Genomic DNA, 25,393 nt, shown 5'->3' with positions numbered 1-25,393 from the left:
ACCCGCGCTTTTTTATTGAATGGCCGCACACCGGAACATCACGCCGCGCTGTCGATTTCATCAGCACCATTTGTCGGCACGTAGTTGAGGACAGGGCCGAGCCAGCGCTCCACTTCCTCAACCGGCATATCCTTGCGGCGCGCATAATCCAGCACCTGATCACGCTCCACCTTGGCGACACCGAAATAATAGCTCTCGGGATGGCCGATATAGATGCCCGAGACGGAGGAGCCCGGCCACATGGCATAGCTTTCCGTCAATTCCACACCCGCCGCATTGGTGGCGTCGAGCAGGGCAAACAGCGTCTTCTTTTCGGTATGATCGGGCTGGGCAGGATAGCCGGGCGCCGGGCGAATGCCGGCATAGGCTTCGCCAATCAGCTCATCGCCGTTGAAGTTTTCCTGCGGCGCATAACCCCAGAACTCCTTGCGCACCCGCTCATGCATGCGCTCAGCGAAGGCTTCCGCGAAACGGTCGGCCAGCGCCTTGACGAGAATGGACGAATAATCGTCATTCGCCCGCTCGAAACGCTCGGCAATCGCTACTTCCTCGATGCCCGCCGTCACCACGAAACCGCCGACATAATCGGCAACGCCGCTATCGACAGGTGCGACGAAATCCGACAGCGCCACATTGGGGCGACCGTCGCGCTTGGAAAGCTGCTGGCGCAGCGTGAAGAAGGTGGCGAGCTCTTCGCCGCGGCTTTCATCCGTGAACAGCCGGATATCGTCACCCACGGCGTTTGCCGGCCAGAAGCCGATCACCGCGCGCGGCCGGAACCAGTTTTCCTCGATGATCTTCTTCAGCATCGCCTGCGCATCGCTGTAAAGCTGCCGCGCCGCCTCGCCCTGCTTTTCGTCATCGAGAATGGCCGGGAAACGACCCTTCAATTCCCAGGTCTGGAAGAACGGCGTCCAGTCGATGTAACGGGAAAGCTCTTCCAGATCATAGGTTTCGAACACCCTGGTGCCGAAGAATTGCGGCTTGACGGCGCTATAGCTCGACCAGTCGATCTTGTGCGCATTCTCGCGGGCGCGGGAAAGCGGCAGGCGCTGCTTCTCGCGCTCATTGCGGGCGTGCGCCTCTGCCACCTTGGCATATTCGCTGCGAATACCGTCGATGTAAGCGGGCTTCTGCTCGGCAGAGAGAAGCGCCGACACGACGCCCACCGCACGCGAGGCGTCGGTGACATAGATTGCCTGCCCCGCCTCGTAACGCGGATGGATTTTCACCGCCGTATGCACACGGCTCGTCGTCGCGCCGCCGATCAGCAGCGGGATGTCGAAACCCTGCCGCTCCATTTCGGCCGCCACATGCACCATCTCGTCCAGCGACGGGGTGATGAGGCCGGAAAGGCCGATCACATCCACCTTTTCGGCAATCGCCGTTTCGAGGATTTTCGTCGTCGGCACCATGACGCCGAGATCGATGATCTCGTAATTGTTGCAGGCGAGAACGACGCCGACAATGTTCTTGCCGATATCGTGCACGTCGCCCTTGACGGTCGCCATCAGCACCTTGCCGGCAGCGCTGCGTTCCGCACCGCCGTTCTGGCGCTTTTCCTCTTCCATGTAAGGCAAAAGCACGGCAACCGCCTGCTTCATCACGCGGGCGGATTTCACCACCTGCGGCAGGAACATCTTGCCCGAACCGAAGAGATCGCCGACCACATTCATGCCGGCCATCAGCGGCCCTTCGATGACGTGCAATGGACGCTCCGCCTTCTGGCGCGCCTCTTCCGTATCGGCCTCGATATATTCGGTGATGCCGTTGACCAGCGCATGTTCCAGCCGCTTCTCGACGGGCAGTTCGCGCCAGGAAAGGTCCTGAACCTTGGTATCCTTGGCGCCCGTACCACGGAAACGCTCCGCGACCTCCAGCAACCGTTCCGTCGCGTCGTCGCGACGGTTCAGCACCACGTCCTCGCAGGCCTCACGCAGTTCAGGGTCGATATTGTCGTAAACCGCGAGCTGCCCGGCATTGACGATGCCCATATCCATGCCGACCTGAATGGCGTGGTAAAGGAACACGGCATGCATCGCCTCACGCACCGGCTCATTGCCGCGGAAGGAGAAGGACAGGTTGGAAACGCCGCCGGAAATATGCGTCAGCGGCATGGTTTCACGGATGGTCTTGGTGGCCTGAATGAAATCCACGCCGTAATTATTGTGCTCCTCGATACCCGTCGCAACGGCAAAGACGTTGGGGTCGAAGATGATGTCTTCCGGCGACAGGCCCGCCTTCTCGGTCAGGAGCTTGTAGGCGCGCGAGCAGATCTCGACCTTGCGCTCATAAGTATCCGCCTGCCCGACCTCATCGAAGGCCATGACCACGACCGCCGCACCGTAATTATGGACGAGCCGCGCCTGCTGGAGAAACTTCTCCTCGCCTTCCTTCAGCGAAATGGAATTGACGATCGACTTGCCCTGAACGCATTTCAGGCCGGCCTCGATGATCTCGAACTTGGATGAGTCGATCATCACAGGCACACGGGCGATATCCGGCTCGGCGGCGATGAGGTTCAGGAACTCCACCATCGCCTTTTCGGAATCGATCAGACCCTCATCCATGTTGATGTCGATGATCTGCGCACCGTTTTCCACCTGATCGCGGGCAACAGCCAGCGCCGCCGTGTAATCACCGGCGGTGATGAGCTTGCGGAAGCGGGCCGAGCCGGTGACGTTGGTGCGCTCGCCGACATTGACGAAGGGAATGTCCTTGGTCAGCACGAAAGGCTCGAGGCCCGAAAGCGACATGAAGGGCTTGTGCTCGGGAATTTCGCGCGGCTTGTAGCCTTTCACAGCCTCCGCAATCGCCCGGATATGCTCCGGCGTCGAACCGCAGCAGCCGCCGACGATGTTGACGAGACCGTCGCGGACAAAGCCCTCGACCTGACGCGCCATCATCTCAGGTGTTTCGTCGTACTGACCGAATTCATTCGGCAGGCCGGCATTCGGATAGGCGCAGACGAATGTATCGGCCACGTCAGACAGTTCCTGCAGGTGCGGACGCATGGCGTCGGCACCCAGCGCGCAGTTCAGGCCGATGGTGAAGGGGTTGGCGTGGCGCACCGAGTTCCAGAACGCCGAAGGTGTCTGGCCGGAAAGCGTGCGGCCGGAAAGGTCGGTGATCGTGCCGGAGATCATCACCGGCAGGCGGATGCCCTTGGCCTCGAAACGCTCCTCGCAGGAGAAAATCGCAGCCTTGGCGTTCAGCGTATCGAAAATCGTCTCGATGAGGATGATGTCGGCGCCGCCATCGATCAGGCCGTCGATCTGCTCGCCATAGGCGATACGCAGGTCGTCGAAACTGACGGCGCGGTAACCGGGATTGTTGACGTCAGGCGAAATGGAGGCCGTGCGGTTGGTCGGGCCGATGGCGCCCGCCACGAAACGGCGGCGGCCATCTTCCCGCTCGGCGCGCTGGGCGGCACGGCGGACAATCGCGGCACCCTCGCGGTTAAGGTCGTAGACGGCGTTTTCCATCTCGTAATCGGCCTGCGCGATACGCGTCGACGAAAACGTGTTGGTTTCGAGAATATCCGCACCCGCCATGGCGTAGCGGTAATGGATGTCTTCGATGGCATCAGGCTGGGTCAGGATCAGAAGGTCGTTATTGCCCTTCTGGTGACAGGCACAGCCGATAAAACGATCGCCACGAAAATGGTCTTCGTCAAAACCCAGCCCCTGGATCTGCGTGCCCATGGCGCCATCGAGAATGAGGATGCGTTCGCTGGCGGCATCGCGCAACGCCTTGAAAATTTCCGCGCCGTCACGCTTTGCCCCTTCAGGGCCGAACAGATCGTCAAACACGGGCATACTCCTCATTTCGATTTGCAAGATCGCAAGCCGTCAAGTCACATAAAGATATGTTTATGTCAATATATCTTCAAGGGACAGGCATGGCTTTGCGCAGTTGCAGCACGTTACGAAATATCGCTGACAGATGACAGGTTTATACAGCAAGGATATAAGCCGAAGCAGCAAACCGCATGGAGGACGAGAATGCCCGAGGACGATCACAACAGCCGCAACTGGAACACCCTGCCCTGGCATCGCCAATGGCTGGTAAAACAGGCCGAGGGACTTTTCGATTTCTTCCAGTATCGTGCCCTCAACCCTGCCGGCGGCTTCTTCGATCTCGATGCCAAAGGCGCGCCGTTGCAGCCAAACGACCCCGTGCGCGGCATCCATGCTTCGGCCCGCATGGTGCATTGCTTCTCCATCGGCCACTTGCTTGGCCGTCCGGGCTGCGGCGATATCGTCGATCACGGCATGACCTACCTCTGGAACAGGCACCGCGATGGCGAGCATGGCGGTTATTTCTGGCAGGTGAACGATGCCGGCCCAGTGGACGCCACCAAGCAGGGCTACGGCCATGCCTTCGTGCTTCTGGCCGCCTCTTCCGCCAAGACCGTCGGCCACCCGCTGGCCGACAAGATGCTGGCCGATATTACCGAGGTTCTGGAAACCCGCTTCTGGGAAGAAAAACACGGCGCCATCGCCGAGGAATTCCATCGCGACTGGTCGCCCATCGAGAATTACCGCGGCCAGAACTCCAACATGCACCTGACCGAAGCGCTGATGGCCGCCTATGAGGTTACCGGCGACAATAGCTACCTCAGCAAGGCGGAGCGCATCGCCGACCTCGTCATTCGCCGCCGCGCCGGCGAGCTGGACTTCCGTGTACCGGAGCATTTCGACGAGAACTGGACACTCGACAAGGAGTATCGCGGCAACGAAATGTTCCGCCCCTCCGGCTCCACCCCCGGCCACTGGCTGGAATGGGCGCGCCTCATCCTGCAATTATGGGTGCTGGGCGAGCGCCGCCATGACTGGATGCCGGTGGCTGCGAAATCGCTGTTCGTGCAATCCATGGCGCTCGGCTGGGACCGGGAAAAGGGCGGCTTCTTTTATACGCTCGACTGGAACGACAATCCCGACAAGCGGGCGAAGCTCTGGTGGCCCATGTCCGAGGCGGCGGGCGCTGCCCACTTCCTCAACGAGAACCTGCCGGCGGACAACTTCTATGAAGACAGCTATCGCCGCATCTGGAGCACCATCGCCAACAATTTCATCGACCATGAGAATGGCGGCTGGCACGAGGAATTGACGGAAGATCTGGTTCCCGCCCACACGCTGTTCCCCGGCAAGGGCGATATCTACCACGCGCTGCAGGCCTGCCTCATCCCGCTTTTCCCGGCGACGGGAAGCCTGACGAAGGTGATCAGGGAAAGTGGCGGGGATTATTGAGGCGCGCTGCGCAACCGTCCGTCATGCCGGCCTTGAGCCGGCATCCAGCCACGGCGCGTCTGCGCCGTAAAAGAGTCTTTTGCGATCAATGACTTGATCGCACTGGACCCCGGATCAAGTCCGGGGTGACGATGTATGGCGGCGTCAAAACCCGATGGTTTCCTCGAAATCATCCCAGGACTGGTACATTTCATACCGCCCGATACCGGGGATCGGCACATGCCCGTAATAGGGGGAAAGCTGAAATTCTGCGGCCGCCTCGCTCTTGCCGGCCACGGCAGCCACATAGATGGCGGAGGCAAGCCCGGTGCGGTTGGCGCCATGTTCGCAATGGATGAGAACAGGTTTTTCCGCATTGCGCAGCACGGCCGCCAGCGTTTCCGAATCGTCCACCGAGACCTTTTCGCTTGAACTCAGCGGATAATCCACAAGCCGGATGCCGTTGTTCCTGGCCGCAAGGCTTTCGGCATCATACCAGCCTTCACGCTTTTCATCGCGCAGGTTGATGATCGTCTTGATGCCATAAGCCTTGGCATAGGCGGCGATGTCCTTGCCGCTCGGCTGGGCCGAACGATAAAGCTCTCCGGGAATGACTTCGTGAAAATTTCCGGTCAGTTGACCGATGCCCATATGCGCACCCGCCAGAACCGGCAGGGCGACAAGGCCGATGGCGGTTATTTTCAGAAACTTCAGAACACTACGCAAAACATCAACCCGCGACATTCATCGAATGGAGGGGGAGATGGCATCGCAAATGGACGAAAACAAGTCAGCGACTGCCCCAGCCGGTTCCGTTGCGGACGATGGGAATTTACCCATCCGCCCGAAACCGCTGTGATGCAGGGATTTTCCGGCCGCCGCTCACCGGCGCGAAATTTTTCAAAATGCCGTGATAACGGGCAGCCACACGAACCGCTCAGTCGAATTCCGCGGAAATGACGGTAACACGCCATTCCAGCCGTTGCGGCTCCACCCTTTCATTGTTGCGCATACGGAACGCCCGGCAGGCCGAGAAAGTCTCCCCAGCTTCGATCCGTCTTTCGCTCACCTGATAGGGATCGAAGGAAACGGAGGCGCGGAAGGCCGGTTCAAACCCTTCGAGCGTATAGGTCAGCCGATGTACGGCGACATTATTGTCGTTGCGGAAGCTGACGCGGATCGGCAATGCCGCATCCGGGCAGGCCGCATCGAATCCGGCGCTGGCGACGATATGGTCGAGCCGCTGGTTGCCGCGCCACCAGTCATAAATCACAAAGGCGGCGGTGGCCGTCCAGATCAACAACAGGCAGACAACGACGGATTTGAGATGCCGCGGAAATGCAATGAGGGTGAGAAGAAGAATGGCGCTGAGAACGGCTCCGACAATCACGTCGCCCCTCCTCCGCTAAAATAAAGCCTCATGCGATCTCATCCTCCCATGCCCTTTCCGCCCGCAACGATCCCCTCGCCGGGAAGTCGCAACGGTGTAGTCTCAACCGCAGCTTATGCCGCTGGCGATGCGGCGAAAAACATCGGCACCGCCATAGTCTACCACAACTCTATGGTCGCGCCCTGCGCTGTCAAGACAACCAAGCGTGACGCCGGCCGGCCACCCTGCCGGACTTTTGACGAAACGGCGAAGGGAACCAAACACGGCCGAAGACGTTCGCCGCATCAGAACAGCATGGCGGGGCGATAAAAAGCCGCGATCCGGGGCAAGACGGCCAGCAACGCCGGGAGGACACGAGCGCATCTTGGAACCGCCGAACCCCGCCCCATATTAAAAGCAGCTAATCTATGCTATGGATGTCAGTCAGCTCAGGGAGAAAACGATGAAAACGCTGATCGTAACGTCACTTCTGGCCCTTTCCGCCAGCACCGCAATGGCCGCGGATGCCGTCTACGAAACGCCGGCACCTCCGGTCGCTCAGGAAACCCTGCCGGTCTTCACCTGGTCTGGCCCCTATCTTGGTATCCAAGGCGGCGCGGGCTGGGCGAATGGCGATTTTTCGGCGGGCGGCCCCGTCGCTTCGGATAATTTCAATGGCGGCATTCTGGGCGCCTTTGCCGGTTACAATTACCAGTTCGACAATAATTTCGTCGTCGGCATCGAAGGTGACGTCGATTATAACTGGAACGACAATGACTATGCCGGTGTGCAGATCGGCACCGACTGGCAGGGCTCCGTCCGCGGCCGCGTCGGTTATGCCTTCGACCACGCCCTGCTCTATGCCACCGCCGGCTGGACCGCGACTCGCGGCTTTATCGAAACGCCCGGCGCCGGCAAGGACAGCACTACCTTCAACGGCTATACCGTTGGCGCGGGTCTGGACTATGCCTTCACCGACAATGTGTTCGGCAGGCTGGAATATCGCTACAACGATTATAGCGACAAGGACATCTTCGGTATCAACACCGATGTCGATCAGCACACTGTGAAGGTCGGTCTCGGCGTGAAGTTCTGATCGCGACCAATGGACTTCGACAAAAAGCCCGGCCATCCGCCGGGCTTTTTCGTCACTGAAAACCTGAACCGGCTTGAATTCTTACATTCTGAAATCAGAGAAATATGAACTGTGCAGAAATGGAATATTCACAGGCCGTTCACCCGTCCCGTGCCATGATCCGGGCATAATGAGCCTCTATCTCCCGAAGCAGGCTTATGGAGTAGCCCCGATGAAAAAGATAATTCTTTCCACTATTGCCGCGCTTGTCGCCACCGGCAGCATTTTTGCATCCTATGGCACCGCTGCCGCGCAGGACTATCCCTATCGCCCACGCTATGACCGTGGCTACGACCGCGGCGGCCCACCCCCGCCGCCCTACCGCGAACACCGCCGCCACAATGACGGCGCAGCGATTGCCGGCGGCCTCGCCGCAGGCGTCATCGGCGGCCTGATCGGCGGCGCCATCGCCAATAGCAATAACGGCCCGCGCTACTACGAGCCGCCACCGCCGCCCCGCCCGCGCTGCTGGTTCGAAGACCGCCGCGTTCCCAATTCCTATGACGGCGGCTGGCATACGGAAAGTATGCGGGTCTGCAACTGATATTAAAGCTTTCTCGATCCGGCTTGCCCCATCGGCACGCCGGATCGGCTCCGACGCATTCATTCCCCAGCCGGGCTGTGCCATCGGCATAGCAGAGATCACGCGTCAGACGTGACAGACGCGCGCTCGCGAAGAGCCGTAAAACATCCCAAGCAATTGATCTTGAAAGAAAATGGTGGGCCCGGAGGGACTCGAACCCCCAACCAAGCGGTTATGAGCCGCCGGCTCTAACCATTGAGCTACAGGCCCTTTTCGGAAAAACCAGTCCGAAACACCGGTTTCGCAATGGCTCGAATCCGGTGGGTCACGCTCTAACGTAATTTTTTGAGCCCGACAAGCCAATGATGCTTTCGCAAAGCAGTGCCGCCGTATTAGCTACACAATCTAAGGCAATACCCTTCAAAGGGACTCAATCAACGAGGAAACACCATGAAGACAAAAACGGCCCGCCTTTTCGCACTCACCGCAATGACCGCAGCAGCCATGATGCCGCTCGCCGCCCAGGTGTCTGCGCAGGAGGCTACTCCTCGCGAAGCCACCATTAGTGTTTCCGGTGAGGGCCAGTCGGCCATTGCCCCCGACATGGCGATCCTGTCCTTTAGCGTCGTCAAGCAGGCGGAGACCGCGGCTGCGGCGCTGACCGAAAACTCCAAGGCGCTTGCCGATGTTCTGAAGGCGCTGAAAGAAGCCGCCATCGAGGAGCGCGACCTGCAGACCAGCAATTTCTCGGTGCAGCCGCTCTACAAGCACTATGAACCCAAGGATGGTGTCTATGTCGCGCCCGAGATCACCGGTTATCAGGTGTCCAACGGCCTGACTGTGCGGGTGCGCGACCTCAAAAAGCTCGGCACGATCCTCGATACATCCGTCAAGCTCGGCATCAACCAGGGCGGCGACATCACCTTCACCAATGACAAGCCCGAAGCGACGGTGACCGATGCCCGCAAGCTGGCCGTTGCCGATGCGCTGGCCAAGGCGAAGACGCTGACGGAAGCGGCGGGCGTGAAGCTTGGCCGGGTCATTCAGATCAGCGAAAACTCGCAGCGCCCGATGCCGGTACCGGCGGGCGCGATGCGCGCTTCGATGATGAAGGAAGCCGACAGCGTTCCGATCGCTTCGGGCGAGAACAACTACAGCGTGGTGGTCAACGTCACCTTCGCTCTCGAGCAATAAGATCGACGGCGGGCGGCGCCTCGGCGCCGCTCCTGCCCCATCTTGCGTTCAGCCATTCACATAACCCGAAATAAAATGCCCCTCGCCTGCCTTTCCGGACAAGCGAGGGGCATTTTTGATCCATCTACCATACGGGGATATCGGCAGATCGATAAGGTCGCCGCTGTTAGCGGCGGATTACATTTTAGCGGCGGATGACGGGGCAGCCGCGCTCATTGGCGAAAACGACGCGGTCGCGGCCGTAACGGTTGAAGCCTGCCACAACGACACGGCGCGGCGATACATCAACCACGCGGGCGCGGCGAAGGCCCATGCGGCTCGCTTTTTCTTCCGCCAGCCAGGGCGAGCAGCCACGGCGCGGGCGATCCGGGCGACCCCAGCCGGGACGATGGCCATAGCCATCCTGAACCTGAACTCTGAACTGAACATCCGAGCCAGCGGAAGCCGCCGGCGCAGTAAAGGAAATTCCACCGAGGGCGATGAGGGCAGCCAGGCCGGCTTTTGCGAAGGTGCTGAACATGAACTCACTCCGTTGTTTCTTTGCCGACAGGGGCACATCCCCCGGCGATTGACGAGACCCTAGACTCGCCCGCCTGAATATCAGCAGAACCGAATGTTCAGCAGGCGTTCAGGGAGGTTAACGCGGAACGCCTCGATCCGGATCCGGATATCACGGCGAGATATGCAGCACGATTTCGCGTCGATGCGGCTCATCGCGGTGTTCGAAAAGATAAAGGCCCTGCCAGGTGCCGAGCACGAGCCTGCCATCGCTGATCGGCACGCCGATGGAAACCGTGGTGAGCGCCGATTTGATATGAGCGGGCATATCGTCAGGGCCTTCGAGCGTGTGGATGATCCAGCGCATGGAAGGATCGTCCGAAGGCGGCACGAGACGGGAGAAAAACACCGTGAGATCGCGCCGCACATCGGGATCGGCATTTTCCTGGATAAGCAGCGAGCAGGATGTGTGCCGGGCGAAGATCGTCAGCAACCCTTCTTCGAGCCCCACATCCCTTACCAGTTCATTTGCCTGGCGTGTGAACTCGTAAAGCCCCTGCCCGCGCGTCGAGATGGCTATTTTCTTCTGCGGCACATGTTTTCTCTCTTTTTAGTCGGAACAAAATTAGCATTTTCCACGTTTTGTAGTGTCAAAATGTATCCGGCATCGCTAGGTATACAGAAGTAACGCAGCTGCGGTGTCTGAATTCCAGAACAAAGAAAGCCGTTATTGGTTGCACACCGAGGAAGGGCAGACCTACCAGAATGAATGATTTCGGCTTCCCTTACCTTGAGCGAAAGCAATGCCTTGGCCGCTCACACGAACTGGCCGCGAAAGACTGATAGATGGCGCCCAGTGATTACCGACTAGACCTCACCAACTGCGATCGCGAACCCATACACATTCCAGGCAATATACAACCGCACGGCTGTCTCATTGCGTGCGATAACGTCATGCGCGTCGTCCTGCGGCACTCCGAGAACTGTCGCGACATACTAGGGATCGAAGGCGAGATAAACGGCAAATCCGCCGAAGAGGTGCTGGGCAAAAAACTCGTCCACGACCTTCGCAACGCGCTCACCGTCACCGGCAGAACCACGCGTCCGGCCATGTTGCCCGCCACGGAAATGGAGGACGGTCGAAGCTTCGACATCGCGCTTCATCGCTATAAGTCCACGACGATCATCGAGTTTGAACCGTCGAGAGAAGAGACGCAGCCGCTTGGCACAGCGCGCAAGATGGTAGACCGCATTCGCGAGGCCGATAGCGTCGAAAGTCTGATTTCCCGAACGACCCGGCTGATCAAGGCAACGCTCGGTTATGATAGGGTGATGATCTATCGTTTTGAAGAGGATGGCGCAGGCAAGGTCGTTTCGGAGGCAAAGCAGCCAGAACTGGAAAGCTTTCTCGGGCAATACTTTCCCGCGGGCGACATACCGCAACAGGCACGTGTGCTCTATCTCAAAAACACGCTGCGTATCATCTCCGATGCCAGCGGCGCACGCGTCGCAGTCCTTCCGGAAATCGATGCCTCCGGTGAGCCGCTCGATCTCTCTTACGCGCATCTCCGCAGCGTCTCTCCCATTCACTGCGAGTATCTGCGCAATATGGGCGTCGGTGCCTCCATGTCCATTTCGGTGATCGTTGACGGCGCCCTGTGGGGCCTGATCGCCTGTCACCACTATTCGCCGCGCGTGCTCTCCATGCCGGTCAGGATCGCAGCGGAAATGTTCGGCGAGTTTTTCTCGATGCATCTGCAAGTCCTGAAGCAGAAGCGCCGGCTCGACACGATAAACCGCGCCCATGCGGCGCTTGACCGCTTTCTTCACCTTGCCGCCCATCACGCTAATATCGAAGAGCTGCTGATCGACAGTTTTCAGGATTTTGCCGAGCTTATGCCTTGCGACGGCGTCGGCCTCTGGGTGGGAAACAACTGGCATGGCCATGGCGCTACACCGCCCCAGGACTTTATTCCAAGGTTGGTGCGTTTCGCTGCATCTGCATCTGAAGGCAGGGTCTGGGCGACCCATGCCCTCTCGCATGCCATACCGGAAGCCGAAATTTACGCTGACACGGCTGCGGGCATGCTTGCCATCCCGCTCTCCCAGGTAAAGGACGATTACCTGCTTTTCTTCCGCAAGGAGATCGTGCAGAACCTGAACTGGGCCGGGAATCCCGAAAAGCAGTACGAAAGCGGTCCGATGGGCGACCGGCTGACGCCCCGCAAAAGCTTTGCAATCTGGAAAGAAACGGTTCGGTTGCAAGCGCAGCCTTGGTCGGAAGACGACCGCGAAATTGCCGAGGCAGCCAGAATAGCCCTGGTCGAAGTTGCCTTTCACCACAGCGAACTTATGGCCGGTGAAAGAGAACGCGCGGAAGTTCGCCAGCGCATGCTGAACGAAGAACTCAACCACCGCGTCAAGAATGTCCTTGCCATCATCAAATCGCTGGTCGGCAATCCCTCTCAGGAGGGAAAGACGCTTCAGGAGTATGTAACGGCGCTCAAGGGCCGCATTCAGGCGCTATCCTTTGCTCACGACCAGATCATACGCGGCGAAGGTGGCGGTGCCCTGCGCGATCTTCTCGAGGCGGAGTTGTCGCCGCATCGTTCTCCAGAAACCACGGTCAATCTGGAGGGACCCCAGGTGACGCTGGATTCCCGCGCTTTCTCCGTTATGGCGCTCGTTCTGCACGAACTGGCGACGAATGCCGCCAAATATGGCGCATTGTCGCAAAATGGCGGCCAGTTGCATGTGCGCTGGCAAGTCAACGAAAACCGCGACTGCGAGATCCAATGGCGGGAAATACTGCCGAGAAAATTGCCAACGCCATCCCGGGCTGGTTTCGGCACGGCGCTCATCAGCCGCAGCATTCCCTATGATCTCGGCGGGCGCAGCACCTTGCGCTATCTGCAAGATGGGCTGGAGGCGGAAATCCTCCTGCCTTTCCGTCACGTCTCATCAGCCACGCCGAGTGCCGACACGCCAGCCGAGAATGAACCCGCGCCGCAGCCCAAGCGCTATAATCGGGAGGAGCCGTTGAAAGTCTTACTCGTAGAAGATCAGATGCTGATCGCCATGGACGTCGAGAACATGCTGGAGGATAACGGCATCGAGACGATCGAAACGGCGACATCATCAGCGATGGCGGTCGAGAAGCTGAAGACGTATGAGCCTGATGTCGCCATTCTCGACATCAATCTCGGCAGCGACACTTCTATCCCGGTTGCCCGCGAACTCCACCGCCGCGGCATCCCGTTCATGTTCGCCACTGGCTACGCCGATGGCAGCATGGTGCCTGACGAATTTGGCACGGTGCCTGTGATAAGGAAGCCTTATGATGAGGACGCGCTGATGGCAGGTATTGCGGTTTTGGTGGGGAATATCGAACGGGTATAAGAGGCGGACAAGCAAATGGGTAAAGCGAGGGATATCGCAAGACCGCCATCGGCCCTCGACTACCGAAAAAAGCGCGGTCACTGGAATCTCGTAAAGCCGCGCTTTTTCGCATCTTCCGCGCTTATTTCATTCCCGATTTTGAATCGGAAGCCCGTTACGGCGTAGTTCTCCAGATCAACCTCGCACTGGAACGACACGTCGTGCCAGCCACTGCCGGTATTGAATGCCCCCCCGGAAGCATCAATCGTATTGCCGGAAATTCTGCCGCCCGTATCGGAATATGGGATCATGCCTCTGGCGGCAAAACCAGCACCCTGAATTTGCGCCAGTGCTTCCGTGCTGCAGAGCTGCACGATACGCCGTCGAGGCGGTAGGTCGCCGAACATCTGCCGTCTCTGCGCCGGTGTCAGAAGAGTTGATGACAGCAAGTTCTTGGCTGCGGGAAGTTGCGCAACCTTGTTTTCCTCCACCTCCGAAGGCTTTTCCTCTGCTGGTTTTTCATGGGGAACAGGCGGCTCTTTCGGTGGAGCCTCCTCTTTAACGCTGGAAACTGCGATTTCTCCTTGCTCGGCGGAAGCCTCAAGGTCGCTGTTCGCGGCAGCAAGTGCCGGCTTTTCTTCCGTAGTTTTCTCCGGCTGGCTCGCCGGTTCGGCCGATGGCTGCGTCTTTTCCGCTTCCTCCATCTTGCCCGGCTTATCCTTTGGGTCTGCCAGAGCCTCTTCCGGCCGCATGGCAATAGACGGCAGCGTTGCCTGCGGTTGCGGCATTGGTTTTGCCTCGTCCTTTGGCGGCGCGGGCGGCGGCGGCGGCGGCGGGGGCGGCGGTTTTGGCTTTTCTTCCTCGGTCGGCGCAGGAGGTGGCGGCGGTTCTTCCGCCTTTTTCTCCTCGGGCGGCGGCACCAGTTCGACGCTGACGCTCTCCGGCTCCTGCGGTTCGTCTATCCGCTCCGGCAATTCAAAAAAGAACAGCGCGACAATTGCCAGATGCAGCAATACGGAGACGGGCACAGCCCATCCTCCGCGTCGCCACCTGCCTGCCGAAACATGTTGCATCTCATCGAACCAGATCGAGGCTGAGCATGTCCATCAGAACGACATGCTCACTTTCACACATAAAGCTTGTCGCAGACTTCGCCAGTGCGGGAAATAAAAAACCCGGCCAGAGCCGACTGACCGGGTTCAATTTTTTTATAAAGCCAAAAGCTTAGCTGTCGAGGAAGCTGCGGAGCTTTCTCGAGCGGCTCGGATGCTTCAGCTTGCGCAGCGCCTTCGCCTCGATCTGGCGAATACGTTCACGCGTAACCGAGAACTGCTGCCCGACTTCTTCCAGGGTATGGTCCGTGTTCATGCCGATGCCGAAGCGCATGCGCAGAACGCGTTCTTCACGCGGCGTCAGCGAAGCCAGAACGCGGGTTGTCGTCTCGCGCAGGTTCGCCTGAATGGCGGCGTCGATAGGCAGCAGCGCGTTCTTGTCCTCGATGAAGTCACCGAGATGCGAATCCTCTTCGTCACCCACGGGGGTTTCGAGCGAGATCGGCTCCTTGGCGATCTTCAGAACCTTGCGCACCTTTTCCAGCGGCATGGCGAGCTTTTCGGCCAGCTCTTCCGGGGTCGGCTCGCGCCCGATCTCGTGCAGCATCTGGCGCGAGGTGCGAACGATCTTGTTGATCGTTTCGATCATATGCACCGGAATACGGATCGTGCGGGCCTGGTCGGCAATCGAACGGGTGATCGCCTGCCTGATCCACCAGGTCGCATAGGTCGAGAACTTGTAACCGCGACGGTATTCGAACTTGTCGACCGCCTTCATCAAGCCGATATTGCCTTCCTGAATGAGATCGAGGAACTGCAGACCACGGTTGGTGTATTTCTTCGCAATCGAGATCACCAGACGCAGGTTGGCCTCGACCATCTCCTTCTTGGCGATGCGCGCTTCGCGCTCACCCTTCTGCACCATCGAAACGATGCGGCGGAATTCGGCGATGGAAATGCCGGTTTCCGTGGAGAGGTTCTGGATTTCCTGACGGATTTCCCGGATCGTGTTGCTTTCCTCGCGGGCGAATTCCTTCCAGCCGCGCGCGGCCAGATTGGCAATCGACTTCATCCAGTTCGGATCGAGTTCCGCACCGTGATACTGCTCAAGGAAGCTGTCGCGCTTGACGCCATAGGACTCGGCAAGGCGCAGCAGCCGGCCTTCGTTCTGCATCAGGCGCTTGGAAATGTCGTAGAGCTGCTCGACAAGGCTGTCGATACGGTTCTGGTTCAGCGACAGCGACTTGACGGCCGTGATTAGCTGATCTTTCAGTTCCTTGTAACGACGCTCCTGACCGGAAGACAGGGTGCCGGTGCAGGCAAGACGCGCTTCAACCTGCTGATCCTGAAGCTTGCGCAGCTTCTTGTAGGTGTCAGCGATGGTGTCGAGCGTTTCCATGACCTGCGGACGCAGTTCGGCTTCCATCGCGGCAAGCGAAAGATTGGACTCGTCGTCGTCCTCTTCTTCCTCTTCCGGCGGAAGGCCATCGCCGCCCACATCCGTCACATCCTCGTCGCCGGTCGGCGCACGCAGCTTGCGGGTCTTTTCCTTCTCTTCAGCGGCCTTGCGGTCCGCTTCGATCTTTTCCGGGCTCTGGAACTGGGGAGCCGCCTTGGCTTCCGGACCGGAATAGGTGGTTTCGAGATCGATGATCTCACGCAGCAGCGTCGTGCCTTCGTTGAGTTCGTCGCGCCAGATGATCAGCGCCTGGAACGTCAGCGGGCTTTCGCACAGGCCCGAAATCATCGTTTCGCGGCCGGCCTCGATACGCTTGGCGATGGCGATTTCGCCTTCGCGCGACAGAAGCTCCACGGAACCCATTTCGCGCAGATACATGCGCACCGGGTCGTCGGTACGGTCGGTCGGTTCTTTCTTCTTGGCGGTCGCAAGCGCGGTGCCGCCGGAAGGGGCAAGTTCCCCGCCCTCGGAATCGTCGCTATCGGAATCGCTGTCGTCGTCGCTGCTGGCGGCTTCCTCGGCGTCCTCGTCCTCGATCACGTTGATGCCCATATCGGACAGCATCGCCATCGTGTCCTCGATCTGCTCGGAGGTCACCTCTTCAGACGGCAGAACGGAATTCAGCTCGTCCATCGTCACATAGCCGCGCTTCTTGGCGGCCTTGATCATTTTCTTGACCGCGTCATCCGAAAGGTCGAGAAGCGGGCCGTCCGTCGCACCGTCGCGTTCGTTTTCTGCTTCTTCGTTTTCTTTGACTTTGGTTGCCATCTATCTCGTCGCTTTCCCTGACGCTAACACCTGTTCCGCAGCATCGCCGTCCGCCCCTTGAGCATCCGGCGCATTGCCGCGAATCACTGTCAGACACCTAACGGAGTGATCTTTAATTGCCGATTAACCACGGCAGCCTCAGGCAGAATGCAAAGACAGTGCACCCGGAAATGCTTGCTCATGCAATTTCTATCCGCCAAGGCTCATTCCACCTTACTTTTCCTGAAATGGTGATTCCCGCTATTTCCCGCCCCGTCAAGCCTTTGAGGGCGAGACAGCCAAGGAAATTCTTAAAAAGAGCCGCATTTTGCGGATTATCACCAGACTATCCCCTATTTAGGATGCCTGCCGCAAAAGGCAACCCCAAACACCTTTCAATTCTGTCGCCCGCCCTCAGCCATGGCCGACGGCCGGCCCCTTCACCCGGCCGGACATGACCCCGAAACCATCGATGATCGCCTCCTGATTTTCCATACGGCCGATTTCCAGCTGCACTTCGGCCAGCGCCCGCACCAGCAATGTACCGCGTTCGTCATCCGTCGCCTCGGCGATTTCCCGCTCCAGTTCCTTTTTCTGCCAGAGCAGGGATTTCGTCCTCTTATGCAGGGAAAGCGCCTGCACATAACCCTCGCGCGCATCCTCCATCGCCGCCTGCTCCGTCGCCGTCCACAGGCGGGCATTGCGCACCTGCTGGTCCATGGCCTTCAAAAGCACCTCGAAACCCTGCTGTGACAGGCGCTCGATCAGCCCCGCCCGCGAAATATCCGCCGCACTTTCCGCCGCATAGGTCAGCACCGTCGACCACAGGCGCTGCAAATCGCGGTTTTCGTAGTCGATAGCGGCGATCTCGTCATATTCCTCGAGCAGCAATTCGGGATGGTTGACGATGGTGATGGCAAGAACGCTTTCCCGGAGCGAAGGCTTGGTCTGATAGCCCCTGACGAGACCGGATTGCGCCAACCGGTCGGAAATGCTGCTGGCCGGCGCGGCCATCGCCCCGCCCCGCCCCGGCGCATTGCGCTGGAAGCCGCGTCCCGCGGGCTGCGCGCCGTTGCGGCGGAAATTGCCGTTCTGAGCCCCGCCTTGCTGAAAACGCGGCTGGAAAAAGCCGTTCAGCCTGTCGCGCATATCCTGCTGGTAAAAACGGCGCACCGTCTCGTCGCCGATAACGGCCACGATCTGCCGCAACCGGCTTTCAAGCTGCGCGCGTTTTTCCGGCGTATCGAAAGTGACGCCGGAGGTCTCGCGGCTCCAGATCATCGCGGCCAGCGGCTTGGCTTCAGACAGCACCCGGTCGAAAGGCGCACGCCCCTCAAGCCGCACGAGATCGTCCGGATCCTTGCCATCGGGCAGAAGCGCGAAGCTGACGGAACGATCCGGCTTGATATGCGGTAGGGCAAGATCGGCCGCACGGTTGGCGGCGCGAATGCCGGCGCCATCGCCATCGAAGCAGAGGATCGGCTGCGGCGACATTTTCCAGAGGAGATCGAGCTGGCTTTCGGTCAGCGCCGTGCCGAGCGGCGCGACGGCATTTTCCACACCCGCCTGATAGAGCGCGATGACATCCATATAACCTTCGACGGCGATGACCGAACCGCCGGCCGCCTGCGAGGCGCGCCGGGCGCGGGCGAAATTGTAGAGAACATTGCCCTTGTGAAAGAGCTCTGTTTCGTTGGAGTTCAGATACTTCGCCACCGCATCCGCGGCCATGGCGCGGCCGCCGAAAGCGATCACCTTTTCCCGCGAAGACAGGATCGGGAACATGATGCGGTCGCGGAAGCGGTCGTAGGAGACCGGCACATTCTCATGCACCACCAGCCCGCAGGCCTCCATCTGTTCCTTCGTCACACCCTTGCTCGCCAGATGCTCTTTCAGCGCATTGCGGCTATCGGGCGCATAACCCAGCCGGAAAGTCTCGATGGTGCGCCCGGTCAACCCGCGATCGCGCAGGTAAGCCCGCGCCCGCGCACCGAGAGCGGTCTGCAACTGGTCCTGAAAGAACAGCGTCGCCATTTCCATAACGTCCTGAAGCGAGGTGCGCTCGCGCTCGCGCTTTTCCGCCTGCGGATCGGGCTGCGGCATGGAAATGCCGGCCATATCGGCAATCTGCTGCACGGCCTCCGGAAAACTCAGGCCCTCAAGCTCAGTCAGAAAGCGGAAGTGATCGCCGGAAACGCCGCAACCGAAACAATGATACCGCCCCTTGCGGTCCTCGCAGTGGAAGCTCGGGCTTTTTTCGCCATGGAACGGGCAGCAGGCCCAATAATCCCCGCGCGACGTATTGGTCTTCTTCTTGTCCCAGGACACACGTCGGCCGATCACATCGGAGATGTGCACGCGGTCGCGTATCTCATCGAGGAAAGAGTTGGAAAAGCGCATGGGTTACCTATTCGAGGCCAGTCTTTCATATAAGCGCGGAAAGAGGCCGGCACAAAACTTAAAGAACAGGAATACCCGATATTCACAGGCCACGACGGCGAAATCACATCGCCATTGCGCCCGCTTCGGGCAAATTTATGGCACCGCAGCATCACCAAAAATTATGTTTTTGTAATTTGAGCCGGCCGCGGCGGCGATGTAAAAACATCAGCGAAGGCAGCAATTGACCTCCGTATAATCTGCCGACGCCCGCAGGCACGTCCCCCGAAAAAAGCCTGTGAAGGACCGCATTTTGATCCGCCGGAATGCGTTTTCGTCGACAGAAAAAAGGCAGGGCAGCCCACATCTGCCCTGCCTTTACTTTTTAAGGATGCCCGAACTTACTTCAGCAAATCCTTGACGACGCCGGAAGCCTTGGCGAAGTCGATCTGGCCGGGGTAGCGCTCCTTCAGCGCATTCATGCACTTGCCCATGTCGCGCAGGCCGGACGCGCCGGTCTCAGTGATGACGGCCTGGCAGAGTTCGCGCACCTTCTCGGCCGGGATTTCTTCCGGCATGAATTCCTTGATGATGACGATTTCCTCGCGCTCCTGAGCGGCAAGCTCGGGGCGGCCGGCGCCTTCATAGATATTGGCGGATTCCTCCCGCTGCTTCACCATCTTGGTCAGGATCTGCATGATGTCCTCATCGCTGACGGGGTCTTTGCCCACGCCGCGATTGGCGATATCGCGATCCTTGATGGCGGTCTGGATGAGGCGCACGGTCGAGGTGCGGCGTGCATCACGAGCCTTCAATGCGTCCTTCAAAGCGTTTGCGAACGTGTCGCGCATCATTTTTCTTCTCCTTGGGAAAGCGCTTTCCGCAGCTTCTCGATACGGAAACTTTCCACCTCATTTTGCGAAACGACATAAACGAGCAGACACGCTCAAGCAAATCAAATGCATAAGACCTTGAAAATACGGTGGTTTAATTCCACGTAAATCTTGGCCCTGCGGTTGACCGCTGGGGCTGCTTTCGTTATTTTCCGGCACCTGCACGAGATTTTAACGAAGGGTCGGAACGCGAGCTTTATCGCGCGCCCCTTTATGTCACGAAGCCTGCGACAAAAATGGCCCCTTACCCCCTGCCTTTCAAGAGGCGGGGTGCGAAGCGGCAGAAACGGAACGAGATGACCGAGACAGCGCCCTGGACTACCCGCAAACCGACCGCAATGCTTGTTCTTGCCGATGGCACGGTGATTGAAGGAACGGGCATCGGCGCAACCGGCAAGGTTCAGGCCGAAGTCTGCTTCAACACGGCGCTGACGGGTTACGAGGAAATCCTGACCGATCCTTCCTATCTCGGCCAGATCGTCACCTTCACCTTCCCGCATATCGGCAATGTCGGCACCAATGAGGAAGACATTGAAGACCTGACACCCGCCGCCCGTCGCGGCGCGGTCGGCGTCATCTTCAAGGCCGATATCACCGATCCGTCGAACTTCCGCGCCGTCAAGCACCTTGATGCCTGGCTGAAGGCCCGCGGCGTCATCGGACTTTGCGGCATCGACACCCGCGCGCTCACCGCGTGGATCCGCGAAAACGGCGCGCCGAACGCGGTGATCGCCCATGACCCGAACGGCGTCTTCGACATCGAAGCGCTGAAGGCGGAAGCCAAGGCATGGAGCGGCCTCGTCGGCCTCGACCTCGCCATCGAAGCCACCTCCGGCCAGTCCTCCACCTGGACGGAAACGCCTTGGGTCTGGAACAAGGGTTACGGCACGCTCGGTGAAGCCGATGCGAAATATCACGTCGTCTGCGTGGATTTCGGTGTGAAGCGCAACATCCTGCGCCTCTTTGCCGGTCTGGATTGCAAGGTCACGGTCGTTCCGGCCCAAACGTCGGCCGAAGACATTTTGGCGCTGAAGCCGGATGGCGTGTTCCTGTCCAACGGCCCGGGAGACCCGGCCGCGACGGGCGAATATGCCGTGCCGGTTATCCAGAACCTCATCAAGAGCGAGCTGCCGATCTTCGGCATCTGCCTCGGTCACCAGATGCTCGGCCTTGCCGTTGGCGCAAAGACGGAGAAGATGCATCAGGGCCACCACGGCGCGAACCATCCGGTCAAGGACTTCACGACCGGCAAGGTGGAAATCGTCTCGATGAACCACGGCTTTGCGGTGGATACCAAGTCGCTGCCCGAGGGCGTCGAAGAGACCCATATCTCGCTGTTCGATGGCACCAATTGCGGCCTGCGCATCACCGGCAAGCCGGTCTTCTCTGTCCAGCATCACCCGGAAGCATCGCCAGGCCCGCAGGACAGCCACTATCTCTTCCGCCGCTTCGTCAACCTGCTGCGTGAAAAGAAGGGCGAGGCAGCGCTCGCGGAGCGCTGATACTTTTTCAATCCGGACGTTACATGCGGCCCGCTTCTCAGCGGGCCGTTTGCATTTCACGCTTCACAAGCAGCACGAAGCGGATGGTGAGAAGAACGGCGGCTGTCGAAAGACCGATCACAAAGCCGAACCAGACACCGCGCCCGCCGAAACCGAGCGGAAAAGCCATGGTCCAGGCAAGCGCCAGCCCAATTGGCCAATAGGAAATCAGCGCCAGCATCGCCGGAATGCGCGCATCCTTCAACCCGCGCAGCAGGCCTGCTGTGACCGCCTGAATGCCATCGACAAGCTGGAAGATGCCGGCAATCACCACAAGGCTGCTGGCATAAGCGAGCACCTCGGCGGCCTCAGGCAATTTCGGATCGAGGAACCACTTCGCCAGAAATTCCGGCACCGCCGCAAACAGGATGCCGCCACAAATGGCGATGCCGCAGGCGATGGCGTAAATCATGATCGAGGCACGGATCAGATTTCTGAAATCCCCCTGCCCCCGCGCCACGCCCACACGAACCGTCGCCGCCTGGGAAAGACCAAGCGGAATCATGAAGGCGATGGAGGCGAGCTGCAGGGCGATGCCGTGCGCCGCAAGCTGGACGGTGCCGATCTGCCCCATCAGGATCGAAGCGGCGGCGAACAGCGTCACTTCGGCAAGAATGGTGATGCTAATCGGCAGACCGAGGCGCAGCACTTCGAAGAGCGCATGCCAGTCCGGCCGCCAGAAGCGCACGAACAGCTCGTATCTCTTCGTTTCCTCACGCGTCTGCACATAGACGACAATGAAAATGAAACTGAAGGCATTGACGATGACGGCAACCACGGCAGCACCGTTCATGCCCATGGCGGGCAATCCGAAATGGCCGAACACCAGTGCATAGGCCAGCACACCGTTCATCACCAGCATGATGATGGTGACATAAAGAATGATGCCGGCGCGCCCGATGGCGCTGACAAGCCCGCGCAGGACATAAAACAGCAGCGCCGGCAAAAGGCCGAATTTCGCGATGGCGAGATAATGGCCGGTCAGCGCCGCCACATTGGGGTTCTGCCCAAGAGAAATGAGAATGCGCTCGGCATTGATGAAAATCGGCAATGCAAGCAGCCAATAGGCGATTGCCACCCACATGCCCATGCGCAGCGAGCGGCGCGCGGATGTCGCGTCACCCTGCCCGTAAGCCTGCGCTACCATTGGTACAACAGCGACGGAAAAGCCGGAGCCGAAAATGAAGACGACGAAAAAGAACTGTCCGGCCAGCACCATGGCCGCCAGCTTTTCGGCGCCAAGCTGGCCGACGATGACCATATCAGTGGTATGGATGCCAAGCTGCGCGAGCTGCGCGCCGATAAGCGGAATTCCCAGCACAAGCGTAGCCTTGAAATGCGAAAACCACGACCCCGATCCAGACGGAACGGTTTCTGCAACAACCGACGAAGACATTGTAATTCACCTGAACTTTGGCCATTGCCCGCGAATTGCGCAACGGCAGCACGGTGATGAATAAAATATTCCCCTCCTGCACGCAACCTTTGCAGATCGATGATCAAAATTTACGCAAAACGGCAATCCGACGCGCCCTTTGGCCTACATCCAGTGACGAAAGGCAAATTTAGCCGAATTTTACCATTTCAATTTACTTATTAGAATATTGCGTAGTTCTTCTAAACCAAAAGCTGCATGACGCAGAATATTCCCGCCTTTAAGGCATGTCTCTCCCCACCATTTCCCTAGATGAGCCGAACGGATTCACCCGGTTTCAAGGACGTGTAGCTTGCCTAAAAAAACCAATCTCATGACGCGCATTCTCGTTGCTGCGTCATCACTTGTCGTCGCCGCCTTTGCCGGCTTCTCTTTTTACATCGACAGCCTTCAGCATCGCGTCACGACGGAAGCGGTGGCGGAAAACATCGATTCATCCGGCAAACAAGCGGCGCAAAGCATCGCCAACTGGCTGAATGGCCGCATCATGCTGACCGAAACGGTGGCAAAGACGCTGGCCAAGCTTCCGGATAACGAAGCAAAGCTGCATTTTCTGGAAAACGACGTGCTGACGGCACAATTCATGTCGACCTATTTCGGCAATGCCGACACCGGCAGCTTCACCACCTTCCCGAAAACGCCGCTGCCTGAGGGTTATGATCCGCGCAAGCGCCCATGGTATCTGGATGCGGTGAAAGCCGGCAAGACGGTTCTGACCGAACCTTACAATGATGCATCGACCGGCGGCCTCATCATCACCGCCGCCATTCCCGTTTCCATCGATGGCAAGCTTGCTGGCGTGACAGGCAGTGACTTCTCGCTGGACTCGCTGGTGAAGATGATCAAGTCGGTGGATGCCGGCGCGGATGGATATGCTTTCCTCGTCAGCAAGGATGGCAAGATACTCATCCATCCCGACCCAAAATTCGTCGACAAGCCGATGGCCGATCTCTTCAAGGTCAATACGCCAGCGATTTCCTCCGCGATCTCCCAGACCGAGATCGACGGCAAGGGCAAGATCACCAGCTTCATTCCGGTCGCCGGCCTGCCCTCGGTCGACTGGTATCTCGGCTTTGTCGTCGATTCCGATGTTGCCTACAGCGCAATCGGCCAGTTCCGGCTCGCGGCAACCATCGCCACGATCCTCGCAGCGACGATCATGATCGGACTTCTCGCAACCGTCCTTTCCCGCTTCATCGTCCGCCCCGTCACGCAGATGACGTCCGCCATGGAAGGCCTTGCCGCGGGCAATCTCGAGGTCGCCATTCCCGGTCAGGAGCGCACCGACCAGATCGGCTCCATGGCCGCAGCCGTTGCCGTGTTCCGTTCGAACGCCATGGAACGACTGCGCCTTGAAGGCGACGCCGAACAGAACCGTACGCTCTCCGAACAGGAGCGCAACGAGCGTGAAAGAACGGCAGCAAAAGACGCGGCGGATATCCAGTTCGCAGTCGATTCACTTGCCCGGGGACTGGCGCATCTTTCCGATGGCGACCTCAATTACCGCATCGACACGCCCTTCGTGACCCGCATCGACCGTCTGCGCGATGATTTCAACAATTCCGTCGCCAAGCTGAACGCAGCCCTCAGCACCGTCGGCCAGAACGCCCTCGCAATCGATGCGGGTGCGGGTGAAATCCGCCAGTCGGCCGATGATCTGGCGCGACGCACCGAACAGCAGGCGGCCTCCGTTGAGGAGACGGCAGCAGCACTCGAGGAAATCACCACAACGGTGAAGGATTCCGCCCGTCGCGCCGAAGAAGTCGGCCGTCTGGTCGACCGCGCCCGCGGCAATGCCGAACAATCCGGCGTCATTGTGGAAGATGCCGTGCGCGCCATGGAAGGTATCGAAAAATCATCGTCCGAGATCAGCAACATCATCGGCGTGATCGACGAAATCGCCTTCCAGACCAACCTTCTGGCGCTGAATGCCGGTGTTGAAGCCGCCCGCGCCGGTGAGGCCGGCAAGGGTTTTGCCGTCGTCGCCCAGGAAGTGCGCGAGCTTGCCCAGCGCTCAGCCAATGCGGCAAAGGAGATCAAGACGCTGATCAACGCCTCGACATCGCAGGTGCAGTCCGGCGTCGAACTCGTCGGCAATGCCGGCAAGGCGCTGGAAACCATCGTCCGCGAAGTGCAGGAGATCAACCGCCATATCGACGCGATCGTCACCGCATCGCGCGAACAGTCGACAGGTCTTCAGGAAATTAACACCGCCATCAACACCATCGATCAGGGCACGCAGCAAAATGCCGCCATGGTCGAGGAACAGACGGCAGCAAGTCATGGCCTCGCCTCGGAAGCGGCGGCGCTCAACGAGTTGCTCGCGCAGTTCCAGCTCGCCACGGCCAGCCGGCGGCAGGCGGAATATGGGCGGGCTGCTTAAGGGGAAAAGACCGTGGCCGGAGCGCTATCGTCACCAGATCGCTGCCAGCCGCTACCTACTCTCGACGTCATCCTCGGGCTTGTCCCACTGCTGTCCGGTTTAAATTTGGTGGACATGGCGCACGGTGTTGATTCTACTCGTATTCGAGCGTTTGGCGACGATCTCGGACACGAAAG

The 25,393-nt window shown here is 59.2% G+C and carries 17 protein-coding genes and 1 tRNA gene; 7 read left to right on the top strand and 11 right to left on the bottom strand.

Going from position 1 to position 25,393, the window contains the following annotated elements; genetic code table 11:
• Positions 1-38 precede the first annotated feature (38 nt).
• Complete coding sequence (gene metH, locus PH605_RS23535; RefSeq protein ID WP_142846463.1) at positions 39-3,812, bottom strand: methionine synthase; 3,774 nt, start codon at positions 3,810-3,812, stop codon at positions 39-41.
• A 192-nt stretch (positions 3,813-4,004) separates the two neighbouring features.
• Here metH and PH605_RS23530 point away from each other — a divergent pair, with 192 nt between their 5' ends.
• Entirely contained in the window at positions 4,005-5,252 is a 1,248-nt protein-coding gene (locus PH605_RS23530; protein ID WP_065655778.1) for an AGE family epimerase/isomerase, read from the top strand.
• Between the two features lie 144 nt (positions 5,253-5,396).
• Here the strand turns inward: PH605_RS23530 and PH605_RS23525 are convergent, their stop codons facing one another.
• Together PH605_RS23525 and PH605_RS23520 are read right to left on the bottom strand one after the other, a co-directional pair.
• On the bottom strand, positions 5,397-5,957 hold the full coding sequence (locus PH605_RS23525; protein ID WP_080857058.1) for a dual specificity protein phosphatase family protein: 561 nt from the start codon (positions 5,955-5,957) through the stop codon (positions 5,397-5,399).
• Between the two features lie 211 nt (positions 5,958-6,168).
• Positions 6,169-6,621: a hypothetical protein gene (locus tag PH605_RS23520; protein ID WP_142846461.1), complete on the bottom strand. Its 453-nt coding sequence runs from the start codon at positions 6,619-6,621 to the stop codon at positions 6,169-6,171.
• Positions 6,622-7,063: 442 nt separating this feature from the next.
• Between PH605_RS23520 and PH605_RS23515 the strand changes: the two genes are divergently transcribed.
• Together PH605_RS23515 and PH605_RS23510 are read left to right on the top strand one after the other, a co-directional pair.
• Positions 7,064-7,696: an outer membrane protein gene (locus PH605_RS23515; RefSeq protein ID WP_065655776.1), complete on the top strand. Its 633-nt coding sequence runs from the start codon at positions 7,064-7,066 to the stop codon at positions 7,694-7,696.
• Positions 7,697-7,907: 211 nt separating this feature from the next.
• Positions 7,908-8,279 carry a hypothetical protein gene (locus PH605_RS23510; RefSeq protein WP_035261012.1) on the top strand — a complete coding sequence of 124 codons (372 nt, stop codon included), beginning with the start codon at positions 7,908-7,910 and terminating at the stop codon, positions 8,277-8,279.
• A 173-nt stretch (positions 8,280-8,452) separates the two neighbouring features.
• On the opposite strand, the gene PH605_RS23505 is transcribed toward PH605_RS23510, so the two are convergent.
• Positions 8,453-8,528, bottom strand: a tRNA-Ile gene (locus PH605_RS23505).
• Positions 8,529-8,708: 180 nt separating this feature from the next.
• Between PH605_RS23505 and PH605_RS23500 the strand changes: the two genes are divergently transcribed.
• Complete coding sequence (locus PH605_RS23500) at positions 8,709-9,452, top strand: SIMPL domain-containing protein (RefSeq protein ID WP_142846459.1); 744 nt, start codon at positions 8,709-8,711, stop codon at positions 9,450-9,452.
• Between the two features lie 184 nt (positions 9,453-9,636).
• On the opposite strand, the gene PH605_RS23495 is transcribed toward PH605_RS23500, so the two are convergent.
• Positions 9,637-9,972: a hypothetical protein gene (locus tag PH605_RS23495; protein WP_065655756.1), complete on the bottom strand. Its 336-nt coding sequence runs from the start codon at positions 9,970-9,972 to the stop codon at positions 9,637-9,639.
• A 150-nt stretch (positions 9,973-10,122) separates the two neighbouring features.
• On the bottom strand, positions 10,123-10,545 hold the full coding sequence (locus tag PH605_RS23490) for a secondary thiamine-phosphate synthase enzyme YjbQ (RefSeq protein ID WP_142846457.1): 423 nt from the start codon (positions 10,543-10,545) through the stop codon (positions 10,123-10,125).
• 251 nt (positions 10,546-10,796) lie between these two features.
• Here PH605_RS23490 and PH605_RS23485 point away from each other — a divergent pair, with 251 nt between their 5' ends.
• Entirely contained in the window at positions 10,797-13,349 is a 2,553-nt protein-coding gene (locus PH605_RS23485; protein ID WP_142846455.1) for an HWE histidine kinase domain-containing protein, read from the top strand.
• Positions 13,350-13,426: 77 nt separating this feature from the next.
• On the opposite strand, the gene PH605_RS23480 is transcribed toward PH605_RS23485, so the two are convergent.
• The 4 genes from PH605_RS23480 to PH605_RS23465 all read right to left on the bottom strand — a co-directional run bounded on the left by PH605_RS23480 (position 13,427) and on the right by PH605_RS23465 (position 19,819).
• A complete protein-coding gene (locus PH605_RS23480; RefSeq protein ID WP_161988010.1) occupies positions 13,427-14,356 on the bottom strand; it encodes a DUF930 domain-containing protein in 930 nt (309 codons plus the stop codon).
• Positions 14,357-14,552: 196 nt separating this feature from the next.
• Positions 14,553-16,607 carry an RNA polymerase sigma factor RpoD gene (gene rpoD / locus PH605_RS23475; protein ID WP_065655752.1) on the bottom strand — a complete coding sequence of 685 codons (2,055 nt, stop codon included), beginning with the start codon at positions 16,605-16,607 and terminating at the stop codon, positions 14,553-14,555.
• A 393-nt stretch (positions 16,608-17,000) separates the two neighbouring features.
• Positions 17,001-18,986, bottom strand: a complete 1,986-nt coding sequence (gene dnaG, locus PH605_RS23470) for a DNA primase (protein ID WP_125145561.1) — start codon at positions 18,984-18,986, stop codon at positions 17,001-17,003.
• Positions 18,987-19,366: 380 nt separating this feature from the next.
• The gene (locus PH605_RS23465) at positions 19,367-19,819 is read right to left on the bottom strand and encodes a GatB/YqeY domain-containing protein (RefSeq protein WP_003522833.1); all 453 of its coding nucleotides are present in this window, start codon (positions 19,817-19,819) and stop codon (positions 19,367-19,369) included.
• Between the two features lie 335 nt (positions 19,820-20,154).
• Here PH605_RS23465 and carA point away from each other — a divergent pair, with 335 nt between their 5' ends.
• Complete coding sequence (carA, locus tag PH605_RS23460; protein WP_080856598.1) at positions 20,155-21,360, top strand: glutamine-hydrolyzing carbamoyl-phosphate synthase small subunit; 1,206 nt, start codon at positions 20,155-20,157, stop codon at positions 21,358-21,360.
• Positions 21,361-21,397: 37 nt separating this feature from the next.
• On the opposite strand, the gene PH605_RS23455 is transcribed toward carA, so the two are convergent.
• On the bottom strand, positions 21,398-22,795 hold the full coding sequence (locus PH605_RS23455; protein ID WP_142846452.1) for an MATE family efflux transporter: 1,398 nt from the start codon (positions 22,793-22,795) through the stop codon (positions 21,398-21,400).
• 331 nt (positions 22,796-23,126) lie between these two features.
• Here PH605_RS23455 and mcpU point away from each other — a divergent pair, with 331 nt between their 5' ends.
• Positions 23,127-25,217, top strand: coding sequence for a methyl-accepting chemotaxis protein McpU (gene mcpU, locus PH605_RS23450; RefSeq protein WP_142846450.1), 2,091 nt, complete (start codon positions 23,127-23,129; stop codon positions 25,215-25,217).
• Positions 25,218-25,393: the final 176 nt, after the last annotated feature.

The sequence above is a fragment of the Agrobacterium sp. CFBP 3001 genome (genome assembly GCF_027871605.1).
In the GTDB taxonomy this organism is placed as follows: domain Bacteria; phylum Pseudomonadota; class Alphaproteobacteria; order Rhizobiales; family Rhizobiaceae; genus Agrobacterium; species Agrobacterium leguminum.
The sequence above is the reverse complement of the archived record's forward strand: the minus strand, read 5'-3'. Positions and strand labels throughout refer to the sequence as shown.

What these genes read in the sequence shown, in the direction of transcription:
- dnaG (WP_125145561.1), bottom strand. Translation starts at nt 18,986, where the DNA reads ATGCGCTTTTCCAACTCTTTCCTCGATGAGATACGCGACCGCGTGCAC.
- carA (WP_080856598.1), top strand. Translation starts at nt 20,155, where the DNA reads ATGACCGAGACAGCGCCCTGGACTACCCGCAAACCGACCGCAATGCTT.
- PH605_RS23530 (WP_065655778.1), top strand. Translation starts at nt 4,005, where the DNA reads ATGCCCGAGGACGATCACAACAGCCGCAACTGGAACACCCTGCCCTGG.
- PH605_RS23510 (WP_035261012.1), top strand. Translation starts at nt 7,908, where the DNA reads ATGAAAAAGATAATTCTTTCCACTATTGCCGCGCTTGTCGCCACCGGC.
- PH605_RS23485 (WP_142846455.1), top strand. Translation starts at nt 10,797, where the DNA reads ATGGCGCCCAGTGATTACCGACTAGACCTCACCAACTGCGATCGCGAA.
- PH605_RS23495 (WP_065655756.1), bottom strand. Translation starts at nt 9,972, where the DNA reads ATGTTCAGCACCTTCGCAAAAGCCGGCCTGGCTGCCCTCATCGCCCTC.
- PH605_RS23455 (WP_142846452.1), bottom strand. Translation starts at nt 22,795, where the DNA reads ATGTCTTCGTCGGTTGTTGCAGAAACCGTTCCGTCTGGATCGGGGTCG.
- PH605_RS23500 (WP_142846459.1), top strand. Translation starts at nt 8,709, where the DNA reads ATGAAGACAAAAACGGCCCGCCTTTTCGCACTCACCGCAATGACCGCA.
- rpoD (WP_065655752.1), bottom strand. Translation starts at nt 16,607, where the DNA reads ATGGCAACCAAAGTCAAAGAAAACGAAGAAGCAGAAAACGAACGCGAC.
- PH605_RS23515 (WP_065655776.1), top strand. Translation starts at nt 7,064, where the DNA reads ATGAAAACGCTGATCGTAACGTCACTTCTGGCCCTTTCCGCCAGCACC.
- PH605_RS23465 (WP_003522833.1), bottom strand. Translation starts at nt 19,819, where the DNA reads ATGATGCGCGACACGTTCGCAAACGCTTTGAAGGACGCATTGAAGGCT.